Origin of the sequence: Arthrobacter sp. ERGS1:01, assembly GCF_001281315.1 — a bacterium.
Classification (GTDB): domain Bacteria; phylum Actinomycetota; class Actinomycetes; order Actinomycetales; family Micrococcaceae; genus Specibacter.
The window spans coordinates 2,720,102-2,742,458 of the sequence record NZ_CP012479.1; the positions used below are offsets into that span (position 1 = coordinate 2,720,102).

19 protein-coding genes are annotated in these 22,357 nt (G+C 64.7%); 2 read left to right on the forward strand and 17 right to left on the reverse strand.

Annotation, left to right across the window (positions count from 1 at the left end; all coding sequences use genetic code 11):
- Positions 1-21: 21 nt before the first annotated feature.
- On the reverse strand, positions 22-2,835 hold the full coding sequence (locus AL755_RS16290; RefSeq protein WP_150117144.1) for a GH25 family lysozyme: 2,814 nt from the start codon (positions 2,833-2,835) through the stop codon (positions 22-24).
- Positions 2,836-2,966: 131 nt separating this feature from the next.
- Positions 2,967-4,070, reverse strand: a complete 1,104-nt coding sequence (locus tag AL755_RS16295) for a glycosyltransferase family A protein (RefSeq protein ID WP_160318922.1) — start codon at positions 4,068-4,070, stop codon at positions 2,967-2,969.
- 268 nt (positions 4,071-4,338) lie between these two features.
- On the opposite strand from AL755_RS16295, the gene AL755_RS16300 reads away from it, so the two are divergent.
- Positions 4,339-5,733 (forward strand): lipopolysaccharide biosynthesis protein, encoded by a 1,395-nt coding sequence (locus tag AL755_RS16300; protein WP_054011904.1) that lies wholly within the window; start codon positions 4,339-4,341, stop codon positions 5,731-5,733.
- A gap of 165 nt (positions 5,734-5,898) precedes the next feature.
- On the opposite strand, the gene AL755_RS16305 is transcribed toward AL755_RS16300, so the two are convergent.
- The 3 genes from AL755_RS16305 to AL755_RS16315 all read right to left on the reverse strand — a co-directional run bounded on the left by AL755_RS16305 (position 5,899) and on the right by AL755_RS16315 (position 8,194).
- Complete coding sequence (locus AL755_RS16305) at positions 5,899-7,029, reverse strand: glycosyltransferase (RefSeq protein ID WP_150117145.1); 1,131 nt, start codon at positions 7,027-7,029, stop codon at positions 5,899-5,901.
- 129 nt (positions 7,030-7,158) lie between these two features.
- Positions 7,159-7,551, reverse strand: a complete 393-nt coding sequence (locus AL755_RS16310; protein ID WP_054011906.1) for a DUF2304 domain-containing protein — start codon at positions 7,549-7,551, stop codon at positions 7,159-7,161.
- A gap of 4 nt (positions 7,552-7,555) precedes the next feature.
- Positions 7,556-8,194, reverse strand: coding sequence for a glycosyltransferase family 2 protein (locus tag AL755_RS16315; RefSeq protein WP_054011907.1), 639 nt, complete (start codon positions 8,192-8,194; stop codon positions 7,556-7,558).
- A gap of 174 nt (positions 8,195-8,368) precedes the next feature.
- Between AL755_RS16315 and wecB the strand changes: the two genes are divergently transcribed.
- Positions 8,369-9,433: a non-hydrolyzing UDP-N-acetylglucosamine 2-epimerase gene (gene wecB / locus AL755_RS16320; protein ID WP_054011908.1), complete on the forward strand. Its 1,065-nt coding sequence runs from the start codon at positions 8,369-8,371 to the stop codon at positions 9,431-9,433.
- Positions 9,434-9,523: 90 nt separating this feature from the next.
- Here wecB and AL755_RS16325 read toward each other — a convergent pair whose 3' ends face one another.
- From AL755_RS16325 to AL755_RS16375, 12 genes are all read right to left on the reverse strand, one after another.
- Positions 9,524-10,672 carry a hypothetical protein gene (locus AL755_RS16325; RefSeq protein WP_054011909.1) on the reverse strand — a complete coding sequence of 383 codons (1,149 nt, stop codon included), beginning with the start codon at positions 10,670-10,672 and terminating at the stop codon, positions 9,524-9,526.
- A gap of 125 nt (positions 10,673-10,797) precedes the next feature.
- On the reverse strand, positions 10,798-11,187 hold the full coding sequence (locus AL755_RS24125) for a hypothetical protein (protein WP_445290473.1): 390 nt from the start codon (positions 11,185-11,187) through the stop codon (positions 10,798-10,800).
- Positions 11,130-11,987 (reverse strand): glycosyltransferase, encoded by an 858-nt coding sequence (locus tag AL755_RS16330; RefSeq protein ID WP_237762512.1) that lies wholly within the window; start codon positions 11,985-11,987, stop codon positions 11,130-11,132. Before AL755_RS16330 ends, AL755_RS24125 begins: the two co-directional genes overlap by 58 nt.
- Entirely contained in the window at positions 11,987-12,979 is a 993-nt protein-coding gene (locus tag AL755_RS16335; protein WP_054011910.1) for a Gfo/Idh/MocA family protein, read from the reverse strand. The genes AL755_RS16330 and AL755_RS16335 overlap by 1 nt, the downstream gene beginning before the upstream one ends.
- 3 nt (positions 12,980-12,982) lie before the next feature.
- Entirely contained in the window at positions 12,983-14,074 is a 1,092-nt protein-coding gene (locus AL755_RS16340) for a DegT/DnrJ/EryC1/StrS family aminotransferase (RefSeq protein WP_054011911.1), read from the reverse strand.
- On the reverse strand, positions 14,071-14,670 hold the full coding sequence (locus AL755_RS16345) for an acyltransferase (protein WP_054011912.1): 600 nt from the start codon (positions 14,668-14,670) through the stop codon (positions 14,071-14,073). Before AL755_RS16345 ends, AL755_RS16340 begins: the two co-directional genes overlap by 4 nt.
- A 96-nt stretch (positions 14,671-14,766) precedes the next feature.
- Positions 14,767-16,212 (reverse strand): hypothetical protein, encoded by a 1,446-nt coding sequence (locus tag AL755_RS16350; protein ID WP_150117146.1) that lies wholly within the window; start codon positions 16,210-16,212, stop codon positions 14,767-14,769.
- A complete protein-coding gene (locus AL755_RS16355) occupies positions 16,209-17,144 on the reverse strand; it encodes a glycosyltransferase family 2 protein (RefSeq protein ID WP_237762513.1) in 936 nt (311 codons plus the stop codon). The genes AL755_RS16350 and AL755_RS16355 overlap by 4 nt, the downstream gene beginning before the upstream one ends.
- A 5-nt stretch (positions 17,145-17,149) precedes the next feature.
- The gene (locus AL755_RS16360) at positions 17,150-18,439 is read right to left on the reverse strand and encodes a nucleotide sugar dehydrogenase (protein ID WP_054011914.1); all 1,290 of its coding nucleotides are present in this window, start codon (positions 18,437-18,439) and stop codon (positions 17,150-17,152) included.
- A 232-nt stretch (positions 18,440-18,671) separates the two neighbouring features.
- Positions 18,672-20,750, reverse strand: a complete 2,079-nt coding sequence (locus tag AL755_RS16365; protein WP_054011915.1) for an acyltransferase family protein — start codon at positions 20,748-20,750, stop codon at positions 18,672-18,674.
- A complete protein-coding gene (locus AL755_RS16370; protein WP_054011916.1) occupies positions 20,747-21,475 on the reverse strand; it encodes an ABC transporter ATP-binding protein in 729 nt (242 codons plus the stop codon). The genes AL755_RS16365 and AL755_RS16370 overlap by 4 nt, the downstream gene beginning before the upstream one ends.
- A gap of 1 nt (position 21,476) precedes the next feature.
- Positions 21,477-22,355 carry an ABC transporter permease gene (locus AL755_RS16375; protein WP_054011917.1) on the reverse strand — a complete coding sequence of 293 codons (879 nt, stop codon included), beginning with the start codon at positions 22,353-22,355 and terminating at the stop codon, positions 21,477-21,479.
- Between the last annotated feature and the right edge of the window lie 2 nt (positions 22,356-22,357).

A 22,357-nucleotide genomic window follows, 5' to 3' on the forward strand; every position in this document is an offset into this window, starting at 1 on the left:
AACGGTGCCTCCGCCCCGACTTTAAGGAATGTTCCCTTTTCGGACGCCCGGCGTTATTGCCTGTGCCTGCATTTTTGTCCCCGCGTAGAACCACAGTGAACCGTTGCGGTTGATGCCCACCATGTCGGGTGCGCCGTCGCCGTCGCTGTCGCCAACCCCCAGGAGAGAAAGGTAGGCGTTCCAGCCCGAATTGCCGATCTTCCTCCCTGCGGCAAAGCCGTACTGGTCAGTGAGCTTTCCGGTGCCCGCATAGAACCACAGGGACCCGTCGGACTTGGTCGCGACGACGTCGTTCCTGCCGTCGGCGTCGAAGTCGAACACGGCCGCCACCTGGGACACGCCGGCCAGCAGGGACGCGGGGGCCTTCACCGCCGGGGCATAGCCCTCGGAGGTGGCGCTGACATTTCCGTTGCCGGCATAGAGCCAGACCGAGCCGTCGGGCCGGATGCCCAGCAGGTCAACATAGCGGTCTCCGGAGATATCGCCCGTGCCGATGATTTGGGAATAGGCGTTCCAGCCGGAACGGCCCACCTTCAGTGCCGGGGCATAGCCCTGGTCCGCGGCGTAGACCTTTCCGGTGCCTGCGTAGAACCACAACGATCCGTCGCTGCGGACGGCCAGGAGATCGGGCCGGCCGTCGCCGTTGTAGTCGCCCACCCCGTAAATGCCCGTATAGACTCCCCAGCCGGTGCCAATCTGTCTGCCCGGCTGGTACCCGCCCACGCCATCTCCCGCGTAGAAGAACAGCACGCCGTCATTGCGCACGGCCAGGAGGTCAGGCTTCCCGTCGCCGTCAAAGTCCCCCACCGACAGCACCTGCTTGAACCTGTCCCACCCGGACGTGCCGATCTTGCGGGCAGGGGCATAGCCGTCCTTGCCCGCGGCGCTGCCGGCGTAGAACACGTAGGAGGAATCCGCGTACCGACCGATGATGTCGGGTTGTCCGTCACCATTGAGGTCGCCGGTGCCCACGACGGTGGAAAACTTGTCCCAGCCGGAATTGCCGAGCTTGATCCGCGCGGAGTAGCCCGAGCTGATCGAGGAGGCGTTCCCGGTGCCCGGATACATCCACAGGGATCCGTCCGTGCCCACGGCAAGGAAATCGTCGTTGCCGTCCTTGTTGATGTCGCCGCCACGGACAAGGCCGGAGTAGGCGCCCCAGCCGCCGTTGCCGATCTTGATGCCGGCTCCCACTCCGGATTTCGTGGCGGAGACCACGCCCGTGCCGGGGAACAGCCACAGCGTTCCATCCGTGCCAACTGCGGCGACGTCGGGTTTCCCATCTCCGGTCAGATCGCCGATCCCCGTCACTGAGGAGAACTGGCCCCACTGCGTGGGGGTACTGATGGCGGGTAGGTACCCTTTGTTGTTTGCATCGACGACGCCGGTTCCGCCGTAGAACCACCAGCTGCCGTCCTTGCGGATTCCGGCAAAGTCGGGTTTGCCGTCGCCATTGAAATCGCCCAGAGCGACGAGTTTGGTGTAGACGTTGAACCCGGTGCCGATTTGAATGGCCTTGCCAAAGGTGCCGTCATTGTTTCCGGGGTAGAACCACAGGGTTCCGTCCTGGCGTGTCTGCAGCAGGTCGGATCGCTTGTCGGAGTTGAAGTCGCCGATTCCCACCGTCAGGGGGATGCCGTCGGTCACGCCGGGTTGCGGCGGCGTTGCGCCGTCTCCCCGCGCAAACTTTTGCAGGCTCGCGTATGTTCCGTTCCACACATTGCTGTCGCCGGTCAGCTTCCAGTTGTCCGAGAATTGCCAGACACTGTACACCGGCCAACCACCGGGCAGGCTGCCCGGCCCATATTGAAAGTTGTTGTTCAAATCATTGGGGTACGCGGCAATGTGCAGCGGCTGGTTGGCAAATGCCTGGCTGTTGCCGGTGCACGTTTGCCACCAATCCGCCGTCGTGTAGATCATCGGCAGCCTCTTGGTGAGGGCCAGCATGCGGTTGGAGAAGTCCTTGATCCAGGCCACCATTTGGCTGGCACTCATGTTGTAGCAGGCGTTGCCGTATTGGTAGTAGGGGTTGTACTCAATGTCGAGCAGCGGCGGGAGTGTCATCCCGTCGGCGCTCCACCCTCCGCCGTTTTTGACGAAGTAATTTGCCTGTGCCGCGCCGCTGGATTCGGGGGGCAGGGCAAAATGGTAGGCGCCACGAATGAGGCCCGCGTTGTAGGAGCCGGAATACTGGTCGGAAAATGTGGGGCTCTTGAAGTCGATCCCCTCACTGGCCTTTACATATGCGAAGGCTGCACCCAACCCCGCCTGCTGCTTCCAATCGATGTTTGGCTGGTGGCCGCTGACATCAACACCGAGCACGCCCGAAGGACCTGCGGCCGCGACCGCCATCGGCGCTGCGGCGATCCTCGCCGATTTGGCCGCTTTGGCGGAATCGGCGGTACTTGCCAAACCTTGCCCCATGTATGCGCCATAGGGGCCGCGCTGGGCCAATGAGACTTCCGGCACGGCGGCTTGCGGGGCCGCGGGCGCGCTGCCCGCCTCGGTGGTGGGGGCAACGGTGGACGGTTCCGGAGTCGACAGTGTCTCCGGGGTCGGCCTCGGCGTCGTCGCAGGTGGCATTGGGGTTGACGTGGCCGACGCCGTTGCCGGCGTCGTTGCCTGGGCAGTCGGCGTCGTCGTGGCCTGGGCAGTCGGGGAAAGTGCGGCCTGCGCCGATTCCTGCGGTGCAGCCTCCTGGGGCGCCCCCAGCGGCGCAGCGGCGGCCAAGGAGGGGCTGGACAAGCCCAGTGCGACAAGGGCGACGAGCATGCCCAGGCCACACTTCCTGAACCTGGACAGGTGCTTGGCAGGCAAAAGCGATGTCGGGCGCACGTTGTCTCCTTGTGGTCCAGGACGAGTGATGGGTTGCATCTCCCGCGGCAGGCGAAAGGTGGTGTCTCTGGAGGTTTTCAGCCTATCAAGGCCCCTGCCGAACAAAGGGCGCGTCGGTACCCGTGTCCGGGTTACTTGCGACGCCGGTCAAACAAGAGCCTGACGGCGTGCCTGAGGTTGCTTTCCGGATCGAGGTTGCCACGCAGCGACGGGCTAAGAATCCGGGCCACCAAACTGCTTCGCTTGTAATGGGCAATCACGGACGCGAGCTTTTCGCCGGTCACCGCGTCACTTCCGAGGGCTTCGACCAGTTTGCCTTCGGCGATGGTCAGGACCGAGGCATAGCCGGGCGAGAGTTCACGGAGTTGGCCGGCTGTCTGGCGCAGGGCAGCCAGGTCGGGGGCCGACCAGTCCCATTCCGGGCCCCGCCGGGACAGTGCGCCTATCAGGTTGGTCCGCGCCAGCTTGATGGCCACGGCCCGTTGGACAGACGCCGTCTGCCGCGCCGCCCACCCCTCGCATACGAGGGAGACGGGCTCGAGTTCCCTGGCACACGGCAGGAAATCAGCCGTCACCCGGTCCTCGGCGTCGTCACCCAACACATAGGCCGGGCCGTGGGCCGGGAACTCCAAACGGGTTCCGGAAAAGTACAACCGCAGGCCGGCTTCGAGATCCTCCCCGGTGCGCAGGCCTTCCGTGTAGTGGAAGCCAACGCCGGCAGCGGTTTCGGTGCGCCACAAGCCGCGCGGGGCCGTCGCGTAGGCCAGCCTGTCCTTGACCGGATCGAGCCCGTGGACGCGGCCGATCCGGGCCCGGGGCGTACGGATCAGATCGCCCGCCTGATGGCGAACGGGGGCCACCACAACGTCCGCTCCCGACGTTTCCAGGACATCGAGCCAGTGGGAGAGCGCACCCGGCTCAAAGTAGTCATCGGAGTCCAGGACGGCGGTGAAGGGCGCCTCGACGGCGGCAAGCCCGGCATTCTTCGGGCCCGCCGGAGAGTTCAGGCCGTCGAAATGCTCGATGAACCGCAAACCGGGCGACGGGGCCATGCCGAGTGATTCTTGGATATCAGCAGACCCGACGTTGTGGCAGACGACGGTGACCCGGACTACTCCGGGCCGGCCGTCAAGGCCGCAGGATTCAATGGCTCGGGCCAGCGGCCGTGCCGTGGTGTGCACGGCGATCACCACGTCAATGAGCGGCCCCTCCGAAGGGAACACTGATGTGGGCATCGACTCGGATTCTTCACTTGCGCTGTGCGGGGTCACGCTTTCAAATACTAATGGGCATTCACGACAACCGGATAAAGCCCTGCCGCCGGGTGCCAACGGGCCGTCCCGAAGGCCCAGATGCACCGGGTAGAATGACCCATGGCCGCGGGGCCGACAGGCGTCCAACGCAAAAAAGCAGCCAGAGAGTTCATCCGTGCAATCACCCTTCACCCGAACCGACGTGACCAAAACCAGTACCAAAAGCCTGTCCACGAGATGGGCTTTCGGCATGATGGGCAGCATTTCCCAGGGTCTCGTGCGGTTCCTCTACAGCGTCCTCATTGGCCGGATCATGGGCGTCGCGGTCCTGGCCGGCGTCAACTCGGCCATATCCGTGGCCCTGTTCCTGAGCCTTCTATGGCCCACGTCGTCCGGTCAGGGCGCCACACGATTCGTGGCACAGATGCGTGGCGCGGACCGGCCCGAACAGGCACAGGCCGTGGCGAGCTACCTGGGCCGGCGGATGCTTTGGACCTCTTTGGGACTGGCCGTCATCACGGTGGCCTTCTGCCTCACCTCGCTAAACACCGATATCTTCACCGCCCTAGGGGCAGGGCTGCTGCTCCTCGGCTATGCCGGCTGGTCCTACACCCGCGGCGTGCAGTACGGTGCCGGCCAGATTGCGCGTGCCGCAACCTGGGATGTGGCAGGCTCGGTCGCCGCCATCGTCATGCTTGCCGCCGTGCTCATCTTCCACGCCAACGGCCTGCTGCTCCTGCCCTTGGCCATCTCCTACGGGGCCTACGCGATCGTTTGTTGGCCCAAGCGGCCCACCGTGCCGCTTGACCCCGAGCTGGTTGCGCCAATGAACAAGTACGTCGCCTACGGCGTCCTGGGCACCCTCTCGAGCACGGGACTCCTCCAGCTCTCCATGGTTGCGGCCCACCTGGCCGGTTCGGCGCAAGACGCCGGCCTCTACGCGGCGGCACTGAGCCTGGCCACACCCGCCACCATGTTGGCCCGCACCATGAGCCAGGTCCTGTTCCCGGCCATGGCCGAAGCCGGCGGCCGGGATGACAAGGCAGCCTTGCGTTCCCACACCGACACTGTGACCCGCGGACTTATTGTGAGCATGGTTGGCGTCTTCGGAGCCCTGTGCCTGGCAAGCCCCCTGGTGGTCCAGATTCTTTACGGTGCCAAGTTCGCCAATGCCAAGGACATCCTCCCGATCCTGCTGTTGGCCGTTATGTTCACCACTCTTCCCGTCGCCGCAGTCAACCGGCTCAACGCGACCGGCCTGCGCGGGGTGCGGATCCTTTCCATAGTTGCCGCGGTGGGCCTTGGACTTGCCCTCGTGCTTTGGCTGGTCCTTTCGCCGTCGTTCGGTGTCATCGGTGTCGCCGTTGGCTACCTGACCACGACCATCATCACCTCGGTGCTGCCGTTGGTGTGGGCATGGCGTTTGGATTCCCAACGCTGGACCGGGCTTATGGTCCGCCTCTTCATCGGTCTTGCCCTGTTGACGGGCGGCCTCGTGTACACCGCAATGGAGGAACCGCCGAAATGGGAGGGTGCGCTCCTGGCCATCGGCTTCGCGCTGGTCTGGGCCCTCGTCAACTACAAAGATGTCCTGGCGCTGCGAGGGATTGGCCGCAAGTCGCGCGTCAGCGTCGTCGAGCACTGACACAACTGCCCGTCGGAGACCTACATCAAGGGCGTCCGCCAAGATCTCCCAACCCTGGTCGCACAAGGGCACCCAAAGGCCTCAGCCGATGAAATGGCCCTGATGGGGAGGCTCGGCAGGGAACGTCGAAACTGCACAAGCTGGCGGCTTGCGGGACGGCTGACCCTACGCTGTCGGGTCGCTGACGTCCCGGTAGTGTCCGGTCAATTCCGAGACGCTGGCGGCGAGGCTTCGATGGCCCACCACGAAGTTTCGTGCCACGGCTCCGCGTTCGGCCCGGGCGGCCACATCGTCGGCCAATACGGCCAAAAGGGCGCGGCGAAGGCCTTCCACGTCGTTTTCCGTAAGCAGCGTTCCGCTCTCGGGCGACACCATCTCCGCGATGCCGCCGCTGTCGTAGGCCACCACCGGGGTACCGCAGGCCTGCGCCTCCAAGAGGACCAACCCGGCGGCTTCCCGGGCGCCCTTGCTGAGCCGGCTCGGAGCGACAAGCACCGTTGCGCGGCGCATTTGTTCCCGGACGGCGGTCCGGTCAAGCCTGCCCATCAACTTCAGGTGCCCGTGGTCGGACTGAAGCTTGCGCAGCTCGGCCATGTGCGGCCCGGCGCCGGCGATGACGAAGTCGTGGTCGAATTCGCCCAGCAGGCCGATGGAGGCCTCCACCGCCTGCAGAATCCCCTTTTGGTCGTTGAGCGTGCCGACGAAGAGAATTTGCGGACGTTCCCTGACCACGGTGGTGTCGGGCGTGAACCAGTCAGTGTCAATCCCCTGGTAGTGGACCACCAGCTTGTCCTTGGGAAAGCCGCCCGCAATGGCGGCGTCGGCGAGGAATTCACTCACGGCAAGGACGCGTGCGCTGGCCGTGGCCGCAGCCTTCATGGTCCGTTGCTGGTATTTTTCCATGGTGTTGCGGGGTTGCCGGCCGGCCAGCATGACGTCCGCGCCGTGCAGTGTGGTGATCAGCGGGGACCCCGCCCTGCGGGACGCTGAAACCGCCGGGCCGGCCCAGGTCGCAAAGTGCTGATGGATCACCTGGGGCTCAAACGCCGCAATGGATCGCGCCATGAGGGGCAGGACGGCCGGGAAGAAGACCTGCCGTCGGGAAATGGATTCCCGCCGAAGCGGTGCAAAGTCCCTGACCTCGATGCCGATCTCGGGATCCTCGATCTTGGCGGCCAGGGTAAAGAACTTAAAGGAGAACTCTCCGTCGTTCGCGCCCGACATCTTTTGCGCGTGAGTCAACGCAAAGTAGGTCGGGGGGACAGAGAGGGTTCCCTTGGTCAGGGCGATCTTCACGAACAACCCACCTTCCGAAGTATGGTCCGGCCCATCGCTGGGCACAAAGTGGGGTTCTTGGCCGTTGCCTGTTTGACGCACTCCGCCGGAATGACTTATGCCGCATTTCCGGCGTGGAGCGCCGTGATACTAGCCGTGTTCGGGCCCATGGTGTGCTGCCGGGAGGTGCTGCTGCTCCGCAGATTCCCAGGGGCGGACCGTTTCCTGGAGCGCAACCCGCCGTGACAGGCGTGTCATGGCGATTTCGCTTTGACGGAAGCGCTGGTAGGTGGTGGACATGAACACGAGGAAGCTGACAATCAGGCCGTAGAGCACCAGATCGGTGCCACGGCCGATCCCGAAGAACCGGGCGACCTGGGTCAGGGTTCCGGGGAAGAAGATGGACAGCACGGCTGTTGCACCGAACATCATCAGCATGAGCCGGCGGATCGCCAGGTGCCGGGCGTTGGACCCGCCCCGCATGAGCACGAGCGAAACCAGGATGACGGCCAGGACCAACAGTATTTGAACAATGATGCGCATGTGTCTACCTAAAAAAGAGTTCGGCGAGAATGTTCACTGCGTTCAGGAGCGACTGTCCCTTGGCTTTTGAATACTCGGTGTAGATGATGACCACCGGATGTTCCACCCACTTGGGCTTGATCTTGGCGACCTGGTGGACCAGTTCGGACGCATGTGCCATCCGGTTCTGGGTCAGGTTCAGCTTCCGTGCCACGTACGGGTTGAAGGCACGCAGGCCATTGTGCGCGTCGGTCAGGGGCAACCCTGTTGCCATCCTTGACTGGACGGCCGCCGTCTTGAGGACAATCCGCTTCATGGCCGAGATCTTGGTCCGTGAGTCCAGGAAGCGGGAGCCCAGCACGATGTCCGCTTCACCGCTGTAGATGCGGGCCACCATGGCCTGGGCGTCTTCCACCCGGTGCTGCCCGTCGGCGTCGAAGGTGACGATGCACCCCAACTCGGGGTCCTGGAGGGCATACTCGATACCGGTTTGGAGCCCGGCCCCCTGGCCCAGGTTAATGGGATGCTGAACGACGACGGCACCTGCTGCCCGGGCCGCTTCCTGCGATCCGTCGGTGCTGCCGTCGTCGACGCAAACAACGTTTGGGAAAACCGGTATTAGCCCTTCAATGACGGAACCAACGACGGTCGCCTCGTTGTACATCGGTATGACAATCCAAGTTCGACTCACCAATCCATTGTCCCATACGGGGACTCTCCGCAACGAACCGTCGGTCCATGGCGCGGTCCCGCCGCAGGGCGGGGATCGGGCGGGCCCGGGCGACCGACCCAACCCCAGGTACCGGAGCGATCCGCCCACGTCCCCTAAACTGTCCCTATGCGTATTTTAAGTGTTGTGGGCGCACGTCCACAGTTTGTAAAGCTGGCTCCCATCGCCAAGGCGATGGACGGCCGGGCCGAACACATCATCGTCCACACCGGCCAGCACTACGACGAACTCATGAGCGATGTGTTCTTCCAGGACCTGGGCATCCCCGCGCCGGACTACAACCTTGGCGTGGGCTCCGGCAAGCACGGCGAGCAGACCGGCTCCATGCTGACCGGCCTGGAGAACGTATTTGAGGAAGCCAAGCCCGACGTCGTGCTCGTGTACGGCGACACGAACTCGACCCTGGCCGCGGCCCTCGCCGCCGTGAAGATCCACATCCCCGTGGCGCACCTGGAGGCCGGGCTGCGCTCCTTCAACCGGCGGATGCCCGAGGAGCACAACCGCGTGTTGACCGACCACGCCTCGGACCTGCTGCTCTCCCCCACCCAGGTGGGCATGGATCATCTGGCCACCGAGGGCCTGTCCGCGCGCTCCGTCATGGTGGGCGACGTCATGACCGACGTCCTGTACAGCGTCCGCGACCAGCTCGCCAGCGCCGGCCAGCCGCTTCCCGACGGCGTCACACAGGGCAACTACTACGTGTGCACGATCCACCGCCCGGACAACACGGACGACCCCGCCCGCCTGAAGGCGATCGTTGACTCACTCTCGGCCCTGGGCAAGCCCGTGCTGCTTCTGGCGCACCCCCGTTTGCGCGCCCTCGCCGAGACCCACGGCATCGACCTGAACATCGGAGCCCTGGTGCTCAGCGACCCGCTGGCCTACCCGCAGCTGGTCAACGCCGTTGCCAACAGCGCCGGCGTCGTCACCGACTCCGGCGGACTCCAAAAGGAAGCGTTCCTGCTGCGCGTTCCGTGCACCACCATCCGCCCGGAAACCGAATGGGTGGAAACCGTGGAGTTGGGCTGGAACGTGCTTGTCAACGACGATCTGAGCCAGCTGGCCGGCGTCGTGGAGCGCTCCGCCCCGGCCCCGACCGACGAAGCCCCGTACGGTGACGGCCACGCGGCCCAACGCACCGTCGACGCCCTCCTGGCGAAGTTCGCCAAGTAGTCCACGGCTCCCGGCCACCAGCCGGGCCGAACATAAAGGAACCCGGACACCAAGGTGTCCGGGTTCCTTTATGTTTTGCGTGCGGGAAGACTAGCGGGTCAGCAGGCCCTTGACCAGCGTGCGCTGGACTTCCACGTCCTGGTCCGAGCTCAGTGCCCGGGCCGCCGCGTGCGCATTGGCCTTGAAGCCCCTGACGTCGTCGGCGCTTGCGCTGCTGATAGCGGCGGCCAATGCCTCCGGGGTGAAATCTTCGGCGATGACGCCCAGCTCGTATTCACGAATGATCGCCGAGGTCTCGGGGGACGGCCCGAAGACGACCCCGAGGCGTGCCTGGATGAAGTCGAAGAACTTGTTCGGCAGCATCAGCTGCTGGTTCACGGTCTTCGGCGGCAGCGTATAGATGCCCAGGTCGTACTCGTTGAGCGTCGCCGAGAGTTCCTGGGGTGCGACGGCGTCGTGGAACGTGACCTGGTCCATGCCCGCGGTCAGCGATTTCAGCTGGTCCCAGTACCGTCCGCCGTCGCGCGCCTTGATCAGGTACAGGTCCAGGGAATAGGCGTCGCCGAGCAAACGGACCGCCTCGATGATCCCCTCGAGGTTCCTGCCGGGGACGGCTGCGCCGCTGTGGACCAGGCGGATGCGGTCGGGATTGACCGGTGAGGGCTCCAGTTCCTGGAACGTGCCGGCATTGCGGACGACCACCGAGTGCGAGCCGTAGTTCTCGTCATACAACTTGGCGATGGAACCATTCACCGAGCTGATGGCCGAGGTCTTGGCGATGTACTTCTGGCAGATGTACTTCATGAGCGGCTTGACGAGGATGCGCCATGAGGCAACCTGGGTCCGTTCCTCCGGGGCCCACTCGTGCATGTCGCCCCAGATGGGGGCCTTGTTTCCCTCGTCCGAGAGCAGATGCGCCAGCGGCAGTGCCCTGGTCTCGTTGGCGACGATGAGGTCGAAGGACCGCCCCTCCACCAGTGGCCGGGCCGCCTTCACGGCGGGTGCCGACAGCTCCGAGCCCGCATGGAGGTGCAGCGCAAGCTTCAGGACACCCAGCGGCGTCTGGGGAAGGGAAGGCAGGTCGGTGTCAATGGCGAGGTGCTCGGCCGCGGCAGCGGGCTTGGTTCCGTAGCTGAGCGTCGTGACATCGCCGAACTCCGCCAACACATTCAATTGCCGCAGGACACGCGAGTCGGCATTGATGTCGGAGAAGGAAATGCAGAGAATCTTTGGTTTCATTGGTCCGCTTCGCTACGTAGATATGGCCGTTTGTCAGCTTAGTGCATGGGGCGCCCGGCAGACCGGGCGCCGGGTGGCGCGGGCAGGCGCCGGGCCGTGCCACCTGGTGGGCACGGCCGCGCCCGTCACGCGGTGGAGGCGGCTTTCGCAACCGCGGCGGCTTTCGCAACCGCGGCGGCCGCCAGGCGACCCGAGGCCTGCAAGGATGCGTTGTCCGCAACCCAGCCGACCCGGGATTCGCGGGTCTGTGCCCCGCCCAGGGTGGGGTCCTCCAGCACCGCGATCATGGCATCGGCCACGCTGCGGGCGTCGTACGCCGCAGCGCAACCGAGCCGTCCGGATTCGACGATCGCGGCGCCGTCGCCCTGTCCGGCGAAGACCACCGCAGTGCCGCAACCGGCGGCGGCGTAGATCTTGGTCGGCTTGGCGAAGTCGTAGCCCTGGCCGGGTTTGATGCTCACCAGCGCTGCGGTTGCGCCGCGGATCCATTCGGCGGCCTGCGCCGGCGGCACCACGCCACCGAAGTGGACGTTGCCCGGGCCAGCTCGCCGGCAATGACGCGCAGGTGTTCCTCATCGGCACCCTGGCCAAAGAACCTGATTTCGGCGTCCGGAAAGCGTTCACGGACCAGCGGCAGTGCGTGGATGAAGATATCCGCACCCTGCCACTCGCTCATGGTTCCGGTGTACACGAAGTACGGCTTCTCCGCGGAGGCCGACGGGCCGGACGGGTTGAACACTGTGGTGTCCACGCCGTTCCCCACCACGGTGATCCTCTCGGCGGGCACCTTGAACTTCGCCACCTGTTCGGCAACGGGTTCCGAGACGGCGATGACCTCAACGGCCCGGCGCAGCACAAAGCCCTCAAGCGCGCCCATGGCCCGCTTGACGGCTCCGGGGACGGCCATCGCCGACAACGCCTCGGTCCAGACGTCGGCCGCGTAGTACACGAACGGGCGGCGGCGCAGAAGCGACGAAAGTGCGACGACGACGCCCGTGGTGGGCGGCGGTTCGGACACGACGATGTCGGCCTTCGCCGCCAGCAGGCGGAAAAAAGCGGGGATGTCGAAGCTCAGGTACTGCACGTAGCCGCGGACGTTGCCGCCGGCGTCGCGCAGCACCGGCCAGCGGCGAAGCGCATACGCCGGCTTGAACGGCCCAGTCCCCTTCGGCGGCCGCGTGGTGATGACCTCAACCTCGGCCCCCTGGCCCACCAGGCCGTCCACGAGAGCCTTCAAGCGGAAGGCCGCCGCCCCCACCTCCGGCGGGTAGAGCCGGGTGGTGACGACGACCTTCAACGGTTTTTGTGCGGCCACTAAGACGGGATCCCAACGGGCAGCCCGGTGCGGGAGGATTCCAGCACCGCTTCCGCAACAACCAGCGTGTCCTGGCCCTCGGCCATGGTGACGACGTCGTTGCGCAGTCCCAGGACCGCGTCGCGGAACGCTTCGTGTTCGGTGCGCAGCGGCTCCGGCTTGGCGATCGCCAACCGGGTCACATTGCCCTCGGACACGCCGCGGAACGCCGCCATGGAATCCCATTCCGTGGCAACCGTGCCGTTTTCGTAGAACGTCAGGTCCGCGGTGACGGTGTCGGCCACGAACGCGCCCTTTTCGCCCGTGACGATGGTCAGGCGTTCCTTCATGGGAGAAAGCCAGTTCACCAGGTGGTTGGTGATGACGCCGTTGGCCAGTTTGCCGGTGGCGGCCACCATGTCCTCGTGCGGGCGTCCGCTGCGGGTGGTGGTCTGGGCGAAGATCGACTCGAAGCGGCTCTGGGCGAGCCATGCGGTCAAGTCGATGTCGTGCGTGCCCAGGTCCTTGACGACGCCGACGTCGGCGATGCGGGCCGGGAACGGTCCCTGGCGGCGCGTCGCGATCTGGTAGACCTCGCCCAGCTCGCCGTCGGCGATGCGCTTGCGCAGCGACTGCAGGGCCGGGTTGAAGCGTTCAATGTGTCCCACGGCGCCCACGAGTCCCCTGGCCGCAAAGGCGTCCACGAGGCGCTGGCCGGCGGGGGCGCTGGCCGCAATGGGCTTCTCCACGAGCGTGTGGACGCCGGCCGCGGCCAGGGCCAGTCCGACTTCCTCGTGCATGCCGGTGGGCACTGCGGCCACGGCCATGTCGATGCCGGCGGCGATGAGTTCCTCGACGCTGCCCAGCACGGGCAGTTCCTTGGCCACACCGTGCGGGTCACCGAAGGCATCGGCGACGGCCACCAGGTCCACGCCCTCCACTTCACGGATGACCCGTGCGTGGTGGCGGCCCATCATGCCCAGGCCGATGAGTCCTACGCGCAAATTCGCCATGCTCTAGGCACCGGCCTTCACGATGGTGTTCACGGCCGTGACGATGCGCTCGAGGTCGTCCTGGGACAGCGACGGGTGCACCGGCAGGGAAAGGACTTCCTTGGCGGCAATCTCCGTGTTGGGCAGGTCCTCGGTGCGGTTGAAGGAGGGCAGGCGGTGGTTCGGGACCGGGTAGTACACGCCCGAACCGATGTTGAACTCCGAACGCAGGCGGGCGTGCAGCTCGTCGCGGCCCTGGGGAACGCGGATCGTGTACTGGTGGTACACGTGCTCGGCGCCCTCGGCGACCTTGGGGGTACCGACGCCTTCAAGGTTTGCCGTCAGGAACGCGGCGTTGTCCTGGCGCTGCTTGGTCCAGGCCATGACCTTGGTCAGCTGCACCCGGCCAATGGCGGCGTGCAGGTCCGTCATGCGGTTGTTGAAACCGACCAGCTCGTTCTCGTACTGCTTTTCCATGCCCTGGTTGCGCAGCAGGCGCAGGTTTCGTTCCACCGTGGCGTCCGACGTCGAGACCATGCCACCCTCGCCGGAGGTCATGTTCTTCGTGGGGTACAGGCTGAACATGCCGAACTTGCCGAAGGTGCCGACCTTCTTGCCGTTCACGGCGGCACCGTGGGCCTGGGCGGCGTCCTCGTAGAGGTCGATGCCGTGCTTTTCCGCCAGAGCGGTGAACGCCTCGGCCGCAAACGGGTGCCCGTACAGGTGCACCGGCATGATGCCCTTGGTGTTCTCGGTGATCAACGATTCCACGTGGGCCACGTCGAGCGTGTAGTAGTCCAGCTCGATGTCGGCGAACACTGGCGTGGCGCCCGTGAGCGCCACCGAGTTGCCGGTGGCGGCGAAGGTGAAGGACGGGACGATGACCTCGTCACCGGCGCCGACACCGGAGGCCAGCAGGCCAAGGTGGAGGCCGGAGGTGCCCGAGTTGACGGCTACGCTGGCGCGGCCGTCCAGGAGCACATCGGAGAACTCGGTCTCGAAGTCGGCCACCTGCTTGCCTTGGGCCAACATGCCCGAGGCCATGACGGCGTCGACCGCTGCCCGTTCCTCGTCGCCAATGATCGGTTTTGCTGCGGGAATGAAGTCCTGGCTCATGCGTTGTCCTTTGCCTCTTTCAGGGAAATTCCATCTTCAACATACTTTGCCCCGGTTTCCGGGCAGACCCAAAATCCGCCGTCTTCCTTCAACGGGAATCCGGCCTTGCCAACCCAGCCGAGTCGGCGGGCGGGGACGCCTGCCATCAAGGCAAACGCGGGCACATCCTTGGTGACCACCGCACCGGCGGCAATCGTGGCCCAGCGGCCAATGGTCAGCGGCGCCACGCACACGGCACGAGCGCCGATGGACGCCCCGTCCTCGATGGTGACGCCGACCGGCGTCCAGTCGTGGGCGCTCTTCAGCGATCCGTCCGGGCTGATGGAACGGGGGTAGGTGTCGTTGGTCAGCACAACAGCGGGGCCGATGAAGACGCCCTTTCCCAACACGGCCGGCTCGTACACCAGCGCGTAGTTTTGGATCTTCGTGTTGTCGCCGATCTTGACCCCGGTGCCGACGTAGGCGCCACGTCCAACGATGCAGTTCTCACCGAGGACGGCGTCTTCGCGGACTTGGGCGAGGTGCCAGATCTTGCTGCCATCGCCCAACGATGCAGCCTCTGAGACGTCTGCGGTTGCCGCAATCATCGTTGTCATTCTTTCGTTCCTCTCGGTTGGCGCCGCAGCGTCTTTGCGGCCCAACATGCCATGCACATTGGTCGAATCAGTGGAATTGGACGTAAGGGTTGGCCGTTAGGTGGCCATTTCGAGCGAGCTTTCCGCTCGCGGGTCCTCCGTGGTTTGCGCCACCGGAGCCGCCGAAGCCTCGCCGGATCCGGACGGTACGGCATTTTCCACTGTGGCCCGGGGCAGCTTGCGCGGCAACCCGGCCACCAGAAGAAACGAAAACACGAGGATGCCCAAAGCTGCAGGGATCCCCCGGTAGGTGAAGAATGCGTGAATCTGGGAGTGGTTGCTGACGGCTTCGTACCACACGAACACGAAGATGCCGGAGGCGGAAAGCATGAGCCCTGTCAGCGCCCTGCGCCATCCTGCCCGCAGCCATGCCACCACGATCGCCAGCACCACGACGATCAGGCAGACCACCAGGACGAAGGTTGCCGTGGGCATATGGGAGGTCCAGTAGGCCCAGTTCGCATTGGTGGGGTTGCCAAAGCCCAGCGTCACGCCGGTGTGGCTCCCCCCTGTCCGGAATTCGACATTCGAGGTGATGAAATCGACGGTTGTCCGTACGCCCAGGAACAGGGCCGCGATGACCCACCGCGACACCCACGTAAATCCGAAGGCCACCGGCCACATGACGGCCGCGGCAATGCCGGCGATGGCAGTCTCCTTGACTTTCAGGGTCTTGGTGAACGTCACCGCCGCCACGACTGCGGTGCTGAAAACCCAGGGGATGGCCGGTGTCGTCAGCAGGTCAACGTAGCAGAAGAGCCCCGCCGACACCCCGACGCCGGCCAACGCCCACGCCAACGACTTTGACGCCGCCCACGAACAAATGATGATGCCCGCGAATATTGCCGAGATCGACAAGGCCTGGCTGAACGAGGTCGACGGCGTCGACATCAGATTCGAGGCCAGGGCCAGCGGCAGCAACAGTGCCGCGGCGGCCAGCTTCCGCGTCCGTGATCCGAGCATCCAAACGGCGCCGATCGCGGTCCCCAGGAGCAGGGCTCCCGACACGATGCGCAAGGAACCCAGGCCAAAGAAGGCCAAAACCGGTCGGGTGAGAATCGTGTAACCGGCCCAATACTTGTAGTAACCGGCCACCTGGTCCGGCGGCAGGTCCTTGCCCTCGGCCAGGGTGAGGATCTGGCCGCTGCCAGACTCGCAATTGGCAATGCGCGGCATGAACGCGGCACGCTGCACCGGGTTCATGTCCACCGAGCCCAGGCCCGTCCCGACCACCACGCACTCGGTGAAGGTATCGGCGGTCCCGCCCATGCGGTCAGGAATGCCCGCCGGACCATAGGTCTTGTTGTTGACCGCAATGGCCAGCGCGTCGACAATGGGCTTGTCCGGGACCAGCTGGCCAACAATGAGCAGGCCAAAGAAGACGGCCTGCAGCGCTATTGCCCCGATCACGAAAAGACCCACCAGCCGGAGGGCCTTGCGCAGCAATGGGTTCCGACGACCGGCGGAACTGGGCTTGGGGGCCAGCCGCTTGCCGCCCCTCATCGGGAAACCTGCACGGTCGGCGCGGGGATGCTCAGATAGGTGGTCCGGATGTTTTCCTGACGGACCTTGCGCAGGCCCTCCAACATGATGCCGATCATCAGCGCCAGGACGGAGAGCAGGACCAGGGATGAGGCAAGCACCGCCGTCGGCAATCGCGGCACGAGCCCGGTGTCGACAAAATCGACAATCACCGGGATGCCCAGGAGCACTCCGATGGCAAAGAGGATTGCGGCGATCACGGAATGCATGGCCATGGGACGTTCCGTTTGGACAAGCTTCAGGATCATCGTCAGGATCCTGAAACCGTCCTGATAGGTGCGCAGCTTGCTCTCGGTTCCCTCGGCCCGGTCCTTGAAGCCGACAGGGAATTCGGTTTGCGGAAGACGCGCGTTGACGGCATGGACCGTCAATTCGGTTTCAATCTCAAACGCCTTGGACACTGCGGGGAACGACTTGACGAACCGTCGCGAGAAGACCCGGTACCCGCTGAGCATGTCGGCGACGGGGTAGCCGAAAATTCCGCTCACGACCGAATTGAACGCCTTGTTTCCCAGTTCGTGGCCGGCCCGGTAGGCGGATTCCGATTGTTGGGTTCGGACACCGGTCACCTGGTCAAAGGGACCATCCAGAAGCGTCGCGATCATGGCCGGAGCCGCCGTCGCGTCGTAGGTGTCGTCGCCGTCGATCAACAGGTAAACGTCGGCGTCGAGGTCAGCCAGGGCACGGCGGACCACATTGCCCTTGCCCTTGAGGGTCTCGTACCGCACCTGGGCACCAGCCTCTCGGGCGACGTCGTCCGTGCCGTCGGTGCTGGCGTTGTCATAGACATAGATTTCCATGTCAGGCACCGCCGCCCGAAGATCGGCGACCACCTTGGCGATTGCCCCTGCCTCGTTATGGCAGGGGACAATCGCCACTTTCCGAATGGTCACAGAGATTATGCCTTGCCGATGACGCGGTAGGTGACGCCGTCCCACTTCTCGGCGGAGCTGATCCGGCGGCCGTCGATGAACACCTTGACGCCGGGCAGGTCTGCCGGGGCCAGCTCACGGTACTCGGCGTGGTCCGCCTGGACCACAGCGGCATCGACGGGCTCGCCCAGGTGGTAGGCGTCGAAACCGAGCTTGTTCAGTTCGGCGTCCGTGTACATGGGGTCGTGGACCAGGGCGGTGCCGCCGCGGGTCGAGATTGCCTCAACGGCATCGAAGACGCCGGAGAACGCCGTCTCCTTCACGCCGCCGCGGTACGCCGCACCAAGGACGACGACGCGTGCCCCGGCAAGGTCGCCGAACGCGCCTTCCAGGAGGCCGATGGTGTAATCGGGCATGTCGGCGTTCGCCGCACGGGCCGCACGCACCACGGTGGCGTCGGGATCGTTCCACAGGTACAGGCGCGGGTAGACCGGGATGCAGTGGCCGCCGACGGCGATGCCGGGCTGGTGGATGTGGCTGAAGGGCTGCGAGTTGGACGCGTCGATCACCTGGTAGATGTCGATGCCGGTCTTTGCCGCGAACTTGGCGAACTGGTTGGCCAGGCCGATGTTGACGTCCCGGTACGTGGTCTCGGCCAGCTTGGCCAGCTCTGAAGCCTCGGCGGAGCCCAGGTCCCAGACCCCGTTGGGGCGCTTGAGGTCGGGGCGGTCGTCAAAGTCCAGGACGGATTCGTAGAATTCGACGGCCTTCGCGGCGCCGGCATCCGACAGGCCGCCCACCAGCTTCGGGTACTTGCGCAGGTCTTCAAAGACGCGGCCGGTGAGCACGCGTTCCGGGGAGAACACGAGGTGGAAGTCCTTGCCCTCGACCAGGCCGGAACCATCCTCCAGCGCCGGCTTCCAGCGGGTGCGGGTGGTGCCGACGGGCAGCGTGGTCTCGTAGGCGACCAGGGTGTTGGGGGTCAGGTGGCGGGCCAGTTCGGCGGTTGCCACGTCCATCCAGCCAAAGTCCGGGCGTGCGTCCGAGTCAACGAACAACGGCACCACAAGCACCACGGCGTCGGCGTCGGGGACAGCCTGGGCGTAGTCCGTCGTCGCACGCAGTTTCCCTGCCGGGACCAGCTCGGAGAGCATTTCCTGCAGGTGCGCCTCGCCGGGGAACGGTTCGGTTCCGGCGTTTACCAAGTCGACGACGGTCTGGTTGACGTCCACGCCCACCACGTCGTGACCCTTTGAAGCGAACTGGACAGCCAATGGCAGGCCGATCTTACCGAGTGCAATGACTGCAATCTTCACGTTGGGTTTGCCTTTACTTTCGAACTTGGGTGCCGGGCGGACTATCAGCCAGTCCCGTGCCTTTTGCCAGGGTGTCGATTCGCGCGGTTGGATCGCGCCGTTCAGGAGCGGTGTCCCGCCGTGCGGACGTCGTCGCGGAGTGCCACGATCGGCACCCCAATACAGCATACCGTCCGCGGAACATCAATCGGGAATGACGCCGCGGGCCACGGATGCGCCTCCCCCTAGGGACTTAGTTCATGGCCAGGGCCTTCTCCAAGGGCGCCGAAAGCGTCCTGGCAAAGGTCGCGGTCAGGTGGTTGTCCCGGTAGACCAGTACATTTCCCACGACCGGCGGGCACGAGGATCGGGAGCAAAGGTAGCCCTTGAGGTCAATGGTCGTGACGCCGCCCACTTCGCGGGCCGCGATCACCAGCGGGTCCTTCACAGCGACGTTGGGCACATCGCACCGAGGCGCCGAGGGACCGTTTTTTTCGACGCAGTCCGGAACCGATACGCCCGGATACGGGGTGTCGGCAATGACGCTGACCTTGATGCCCGCGTCCCGCAGGGGCCGGAGCATTGCCACATACCCGTCCACGAGTGTCCGTTCGCTCGACCATCGCCATTTCAGGGCCTTGCCGTAGCCGAAGTCCGTCATTCCCGAAACAACCACGCTGTCCGGTTTCATGGCGAGGATCTTCTTCAGCGAAACGGCGTTCTGGCTCGAACAGTTCGTGTAGGTGGTCGTGGCGCTGGCCGGTGGTGCCGCCGAAAAGGGGCAGCCGTTGCGGACCATGGCCCGCACCTGCCAGTTGCTCCTGCCGGCAGCGGCCGCGATCGGGTCAATGTACTGTGCCGCGTGGGAATCTCCCACGAGCACCATGGTCCGGTTGGCGGCCGGGCTGCCGTAGTAGCACCGGGAATCATCGATCTTTTTGGGGTCGTAGACGCCGCAGTCGTCCTTCGACGTCAACGGGACGTCCTTCGTGGCAATGGCGGGGTCGGGGCTGATGGGAACGTTGGGCGGCACCGCGGCCGGATGGTGCGGGGCGAAGGCCATGGCCCCGGGATAGTTGGGGTCGTTGTCCAGCTGCACCAACTGAATCGTCTTTTCGGCAACCACAGACCACGGGCCGACGGCGGCCGCGCAGCTCACAGCCACCAGTACGGCAGCCAGTCCATACGCCGAACGGTTCCGCACGCGGGTCGGGAACCGGCGGCCCGAATTCCGCCGGAACGGCTTGCCGTAGCGGAAACGTTGTTCAATGAAGCGGTGGGACAGCGCCGCCAGGACCAAGCTCAGCGCCAGGAGTCCGGCCCCGCCCACCAGTCCGGGTTGGTGGCCCTGGAGCAGGATGTAAAAGACGATGACGGGCCAGTGCCACAGATAGAGCGAGTAGGAAATGTCGCCGATGTAGGTGACGGGCCGCAGACTCAGGTAGTAGCTGAGGCTTGCCGGGCCGGGAGCAGTTCCCGGGTCCGCGCCCATGCCGGCGAAAATCATCAAGATGGTGCCAAGCACGGGCACCAGGGCAATGTATCCGGGGAATGCCATGGCCGTCGTGAAAGTGCACGCACCCAGGGCCACCAGGCCAAGGCCCGCCCAACCGGCAGCCACGCGGAGAGCCGGCGTGAATTGGATCGAGGGCAGGACCAGGGCTGCGATGCCGCCGAGCCCAAGCTCCCACATGCGCGTGGTCGTGGCGAAGTAGGCAAGATCATGGTTCGAACCGGAGAACAGCACCGAATGGACCAGCGAGGCAGCGCACAGCACGGCGAGGAACCACAGGCATGCGGTCCTCGCGCTTTGCTTCATGAGCCGGCCAAGGAAGACGGCCGCCAAAAGGAGCAACGGAATGACCAGGTAGAACTGTTCTTCAACGGCCAGTGACCAGAAATGCTGGACGGGTGAGACCAGTTCGCCGGCTGCTTCATAGCTGGCCGAGCCGAAGGCCTGGTTCCAGTTCTGGACTTGGAGGGCCGACGCCACGATGTCGCGGGACACATCCTGCCACCGGCTTTGCGGCAACACGAGCACCGACGCACCCATGACGGCCAGCAGCACTGCGGTGCTGGCGGGCAGGAGCCGCCGGATCCGGCGGGCGTAAAACGTGGCGAGGTTGATCGTGCCGGTGGCCGTTGCTCCCCGGACCAGGGAACCAACAATCAGGAATCCGGAAATGACAAGGAAAATGTCCACGCCAACAAAGCCGCCGGTCAGCTTCTCCGGAAACAGGTGATAGAGGACTACCAGCCCGACGGCGAGGGTGCGAAGCCCCTGCACATCGCGGCGAACCTTGGGCGTTGCGGTGGGTGCCGGACCGCTCACTCGCCGCGCATCTTAGAAACAGCTTGGTCAATGGGGCCGTCGAAGGTGACATCCCCGTGATCCAGCAGCACACCGCGGGCGCAGATCTTTGACACGAGGTCCAGGTCATGGCTGACGACGACGAGGGTTTTGCCCTCATCCGCCAGTTCCTTGATCTTGGCGATGCACTTCTTTTGGAACGGCTCGTCGCCCACCGCGAGGATCTCATCGATCAGGAACACCTCAGGGTCGGTGTGCACCGCCACGGAGAAGGCCAGGCGCAGGTACATGCCGGAGGAGTAGAACTTCACCTCGGTGTCGATGAACTGGCCGATCTCGGCAAATTCCACGATCGAATCGAAGCGCTCGTTGATTTGTTCCTCGGTCATGCCCAGGATGGCGCCGTTGAGGAAAACGTTGTCACGGCCGGAGAGGTCGTGGTGGAACCCGGCGCCAACCTCAATCAGGCCGGCCACCCGGCCCCGGGTCCGCACGGTTCCGGTGTCCGGGATCATGACGCCGGAAATGTGCTTGAGGAGGGTGGACTTGCCAGAACCGTTATAGCCCAGCAGGGCCACCGTCTCCCCCTGGTTGACGATCAGGTCGACATCCTTCAAGGCATGGAATTTCTCCGACAGCTCGCCCTTGCGGCCCTTGATGAACCAGACGAAGGCTTCCTTCAGCGAACGGGTGTGGCGAAGCACGAACTGCTTGTTAATGCCCCGGACTTCAATTGCGGTGGTCATCTTAGAGCTCCTGCGCGAAGCGGCCTTCAAGCCGGCGGAAAGTCAGTTGTCCCCATAGCAGGACCGCGGCCGAAACGACCAGTCCCACGGGAATCCACAGGGTCAAAAGGTGGGGTGGCACGCCGGCGCTGCCGTCCGTCGTCGGAAGCCAGAACGAATAGTGGAAGGTTTCCACGGCGATCGTGATGGGGTTGATTTGGTACACCGTGTACCAGGCCTCGCCAAGCTTGTGCTGGACCATGGTCCAGGAGTACATGACCGGCGAGGCCCAGGTTGCAATCATCAACAACATGTCGACAAAGTTTTCCGAGTCCCGGAAATACACGTTGGCCGCACCAAAGAGCAGTCCCAAGCCGGTGGCCAGCAACGCGACGATGATGAACCCGGCAATTGACGCCAGCACTTGGAACACCGTCGGGTGCCAGCCGGAGAAGAAGCAGGCAACCAGCAGGATCACCAGTTGTGGGAAGAAGTGCACGGCCGACACCCACACCGAGGCAACCGGGAAAAGTTGCCTCGGCAGGTAGATCTTCTTGATCAGTCCGCCGTTGCCGACAATTGACCGTGAGGCGTTGCCGAGGGCTTCGGTGAAGAAGTTGATCAGGATGATGCCGGAGAACAGGTAGATGGCGTAATTGGGCAGGCCCGAGCGGTTGGTGGCACTTTGCTCCAGGCCAAGGAAAACACCCAATGCCACGTAGAACACGATGAACTGCACACCGGGTTTTACGTACGACCACAACAGGCCAAGGACGGAGCCCCGGTACCTGACCTTCAGTTCCTTGCGGACCAGCAGCTTCAGCAGGAACCGGTCACGGACAACGTCCGACAGCCCGCCGCTTACACCGGGACGGACCAGCTCATCGTTTGATAGGGACATGG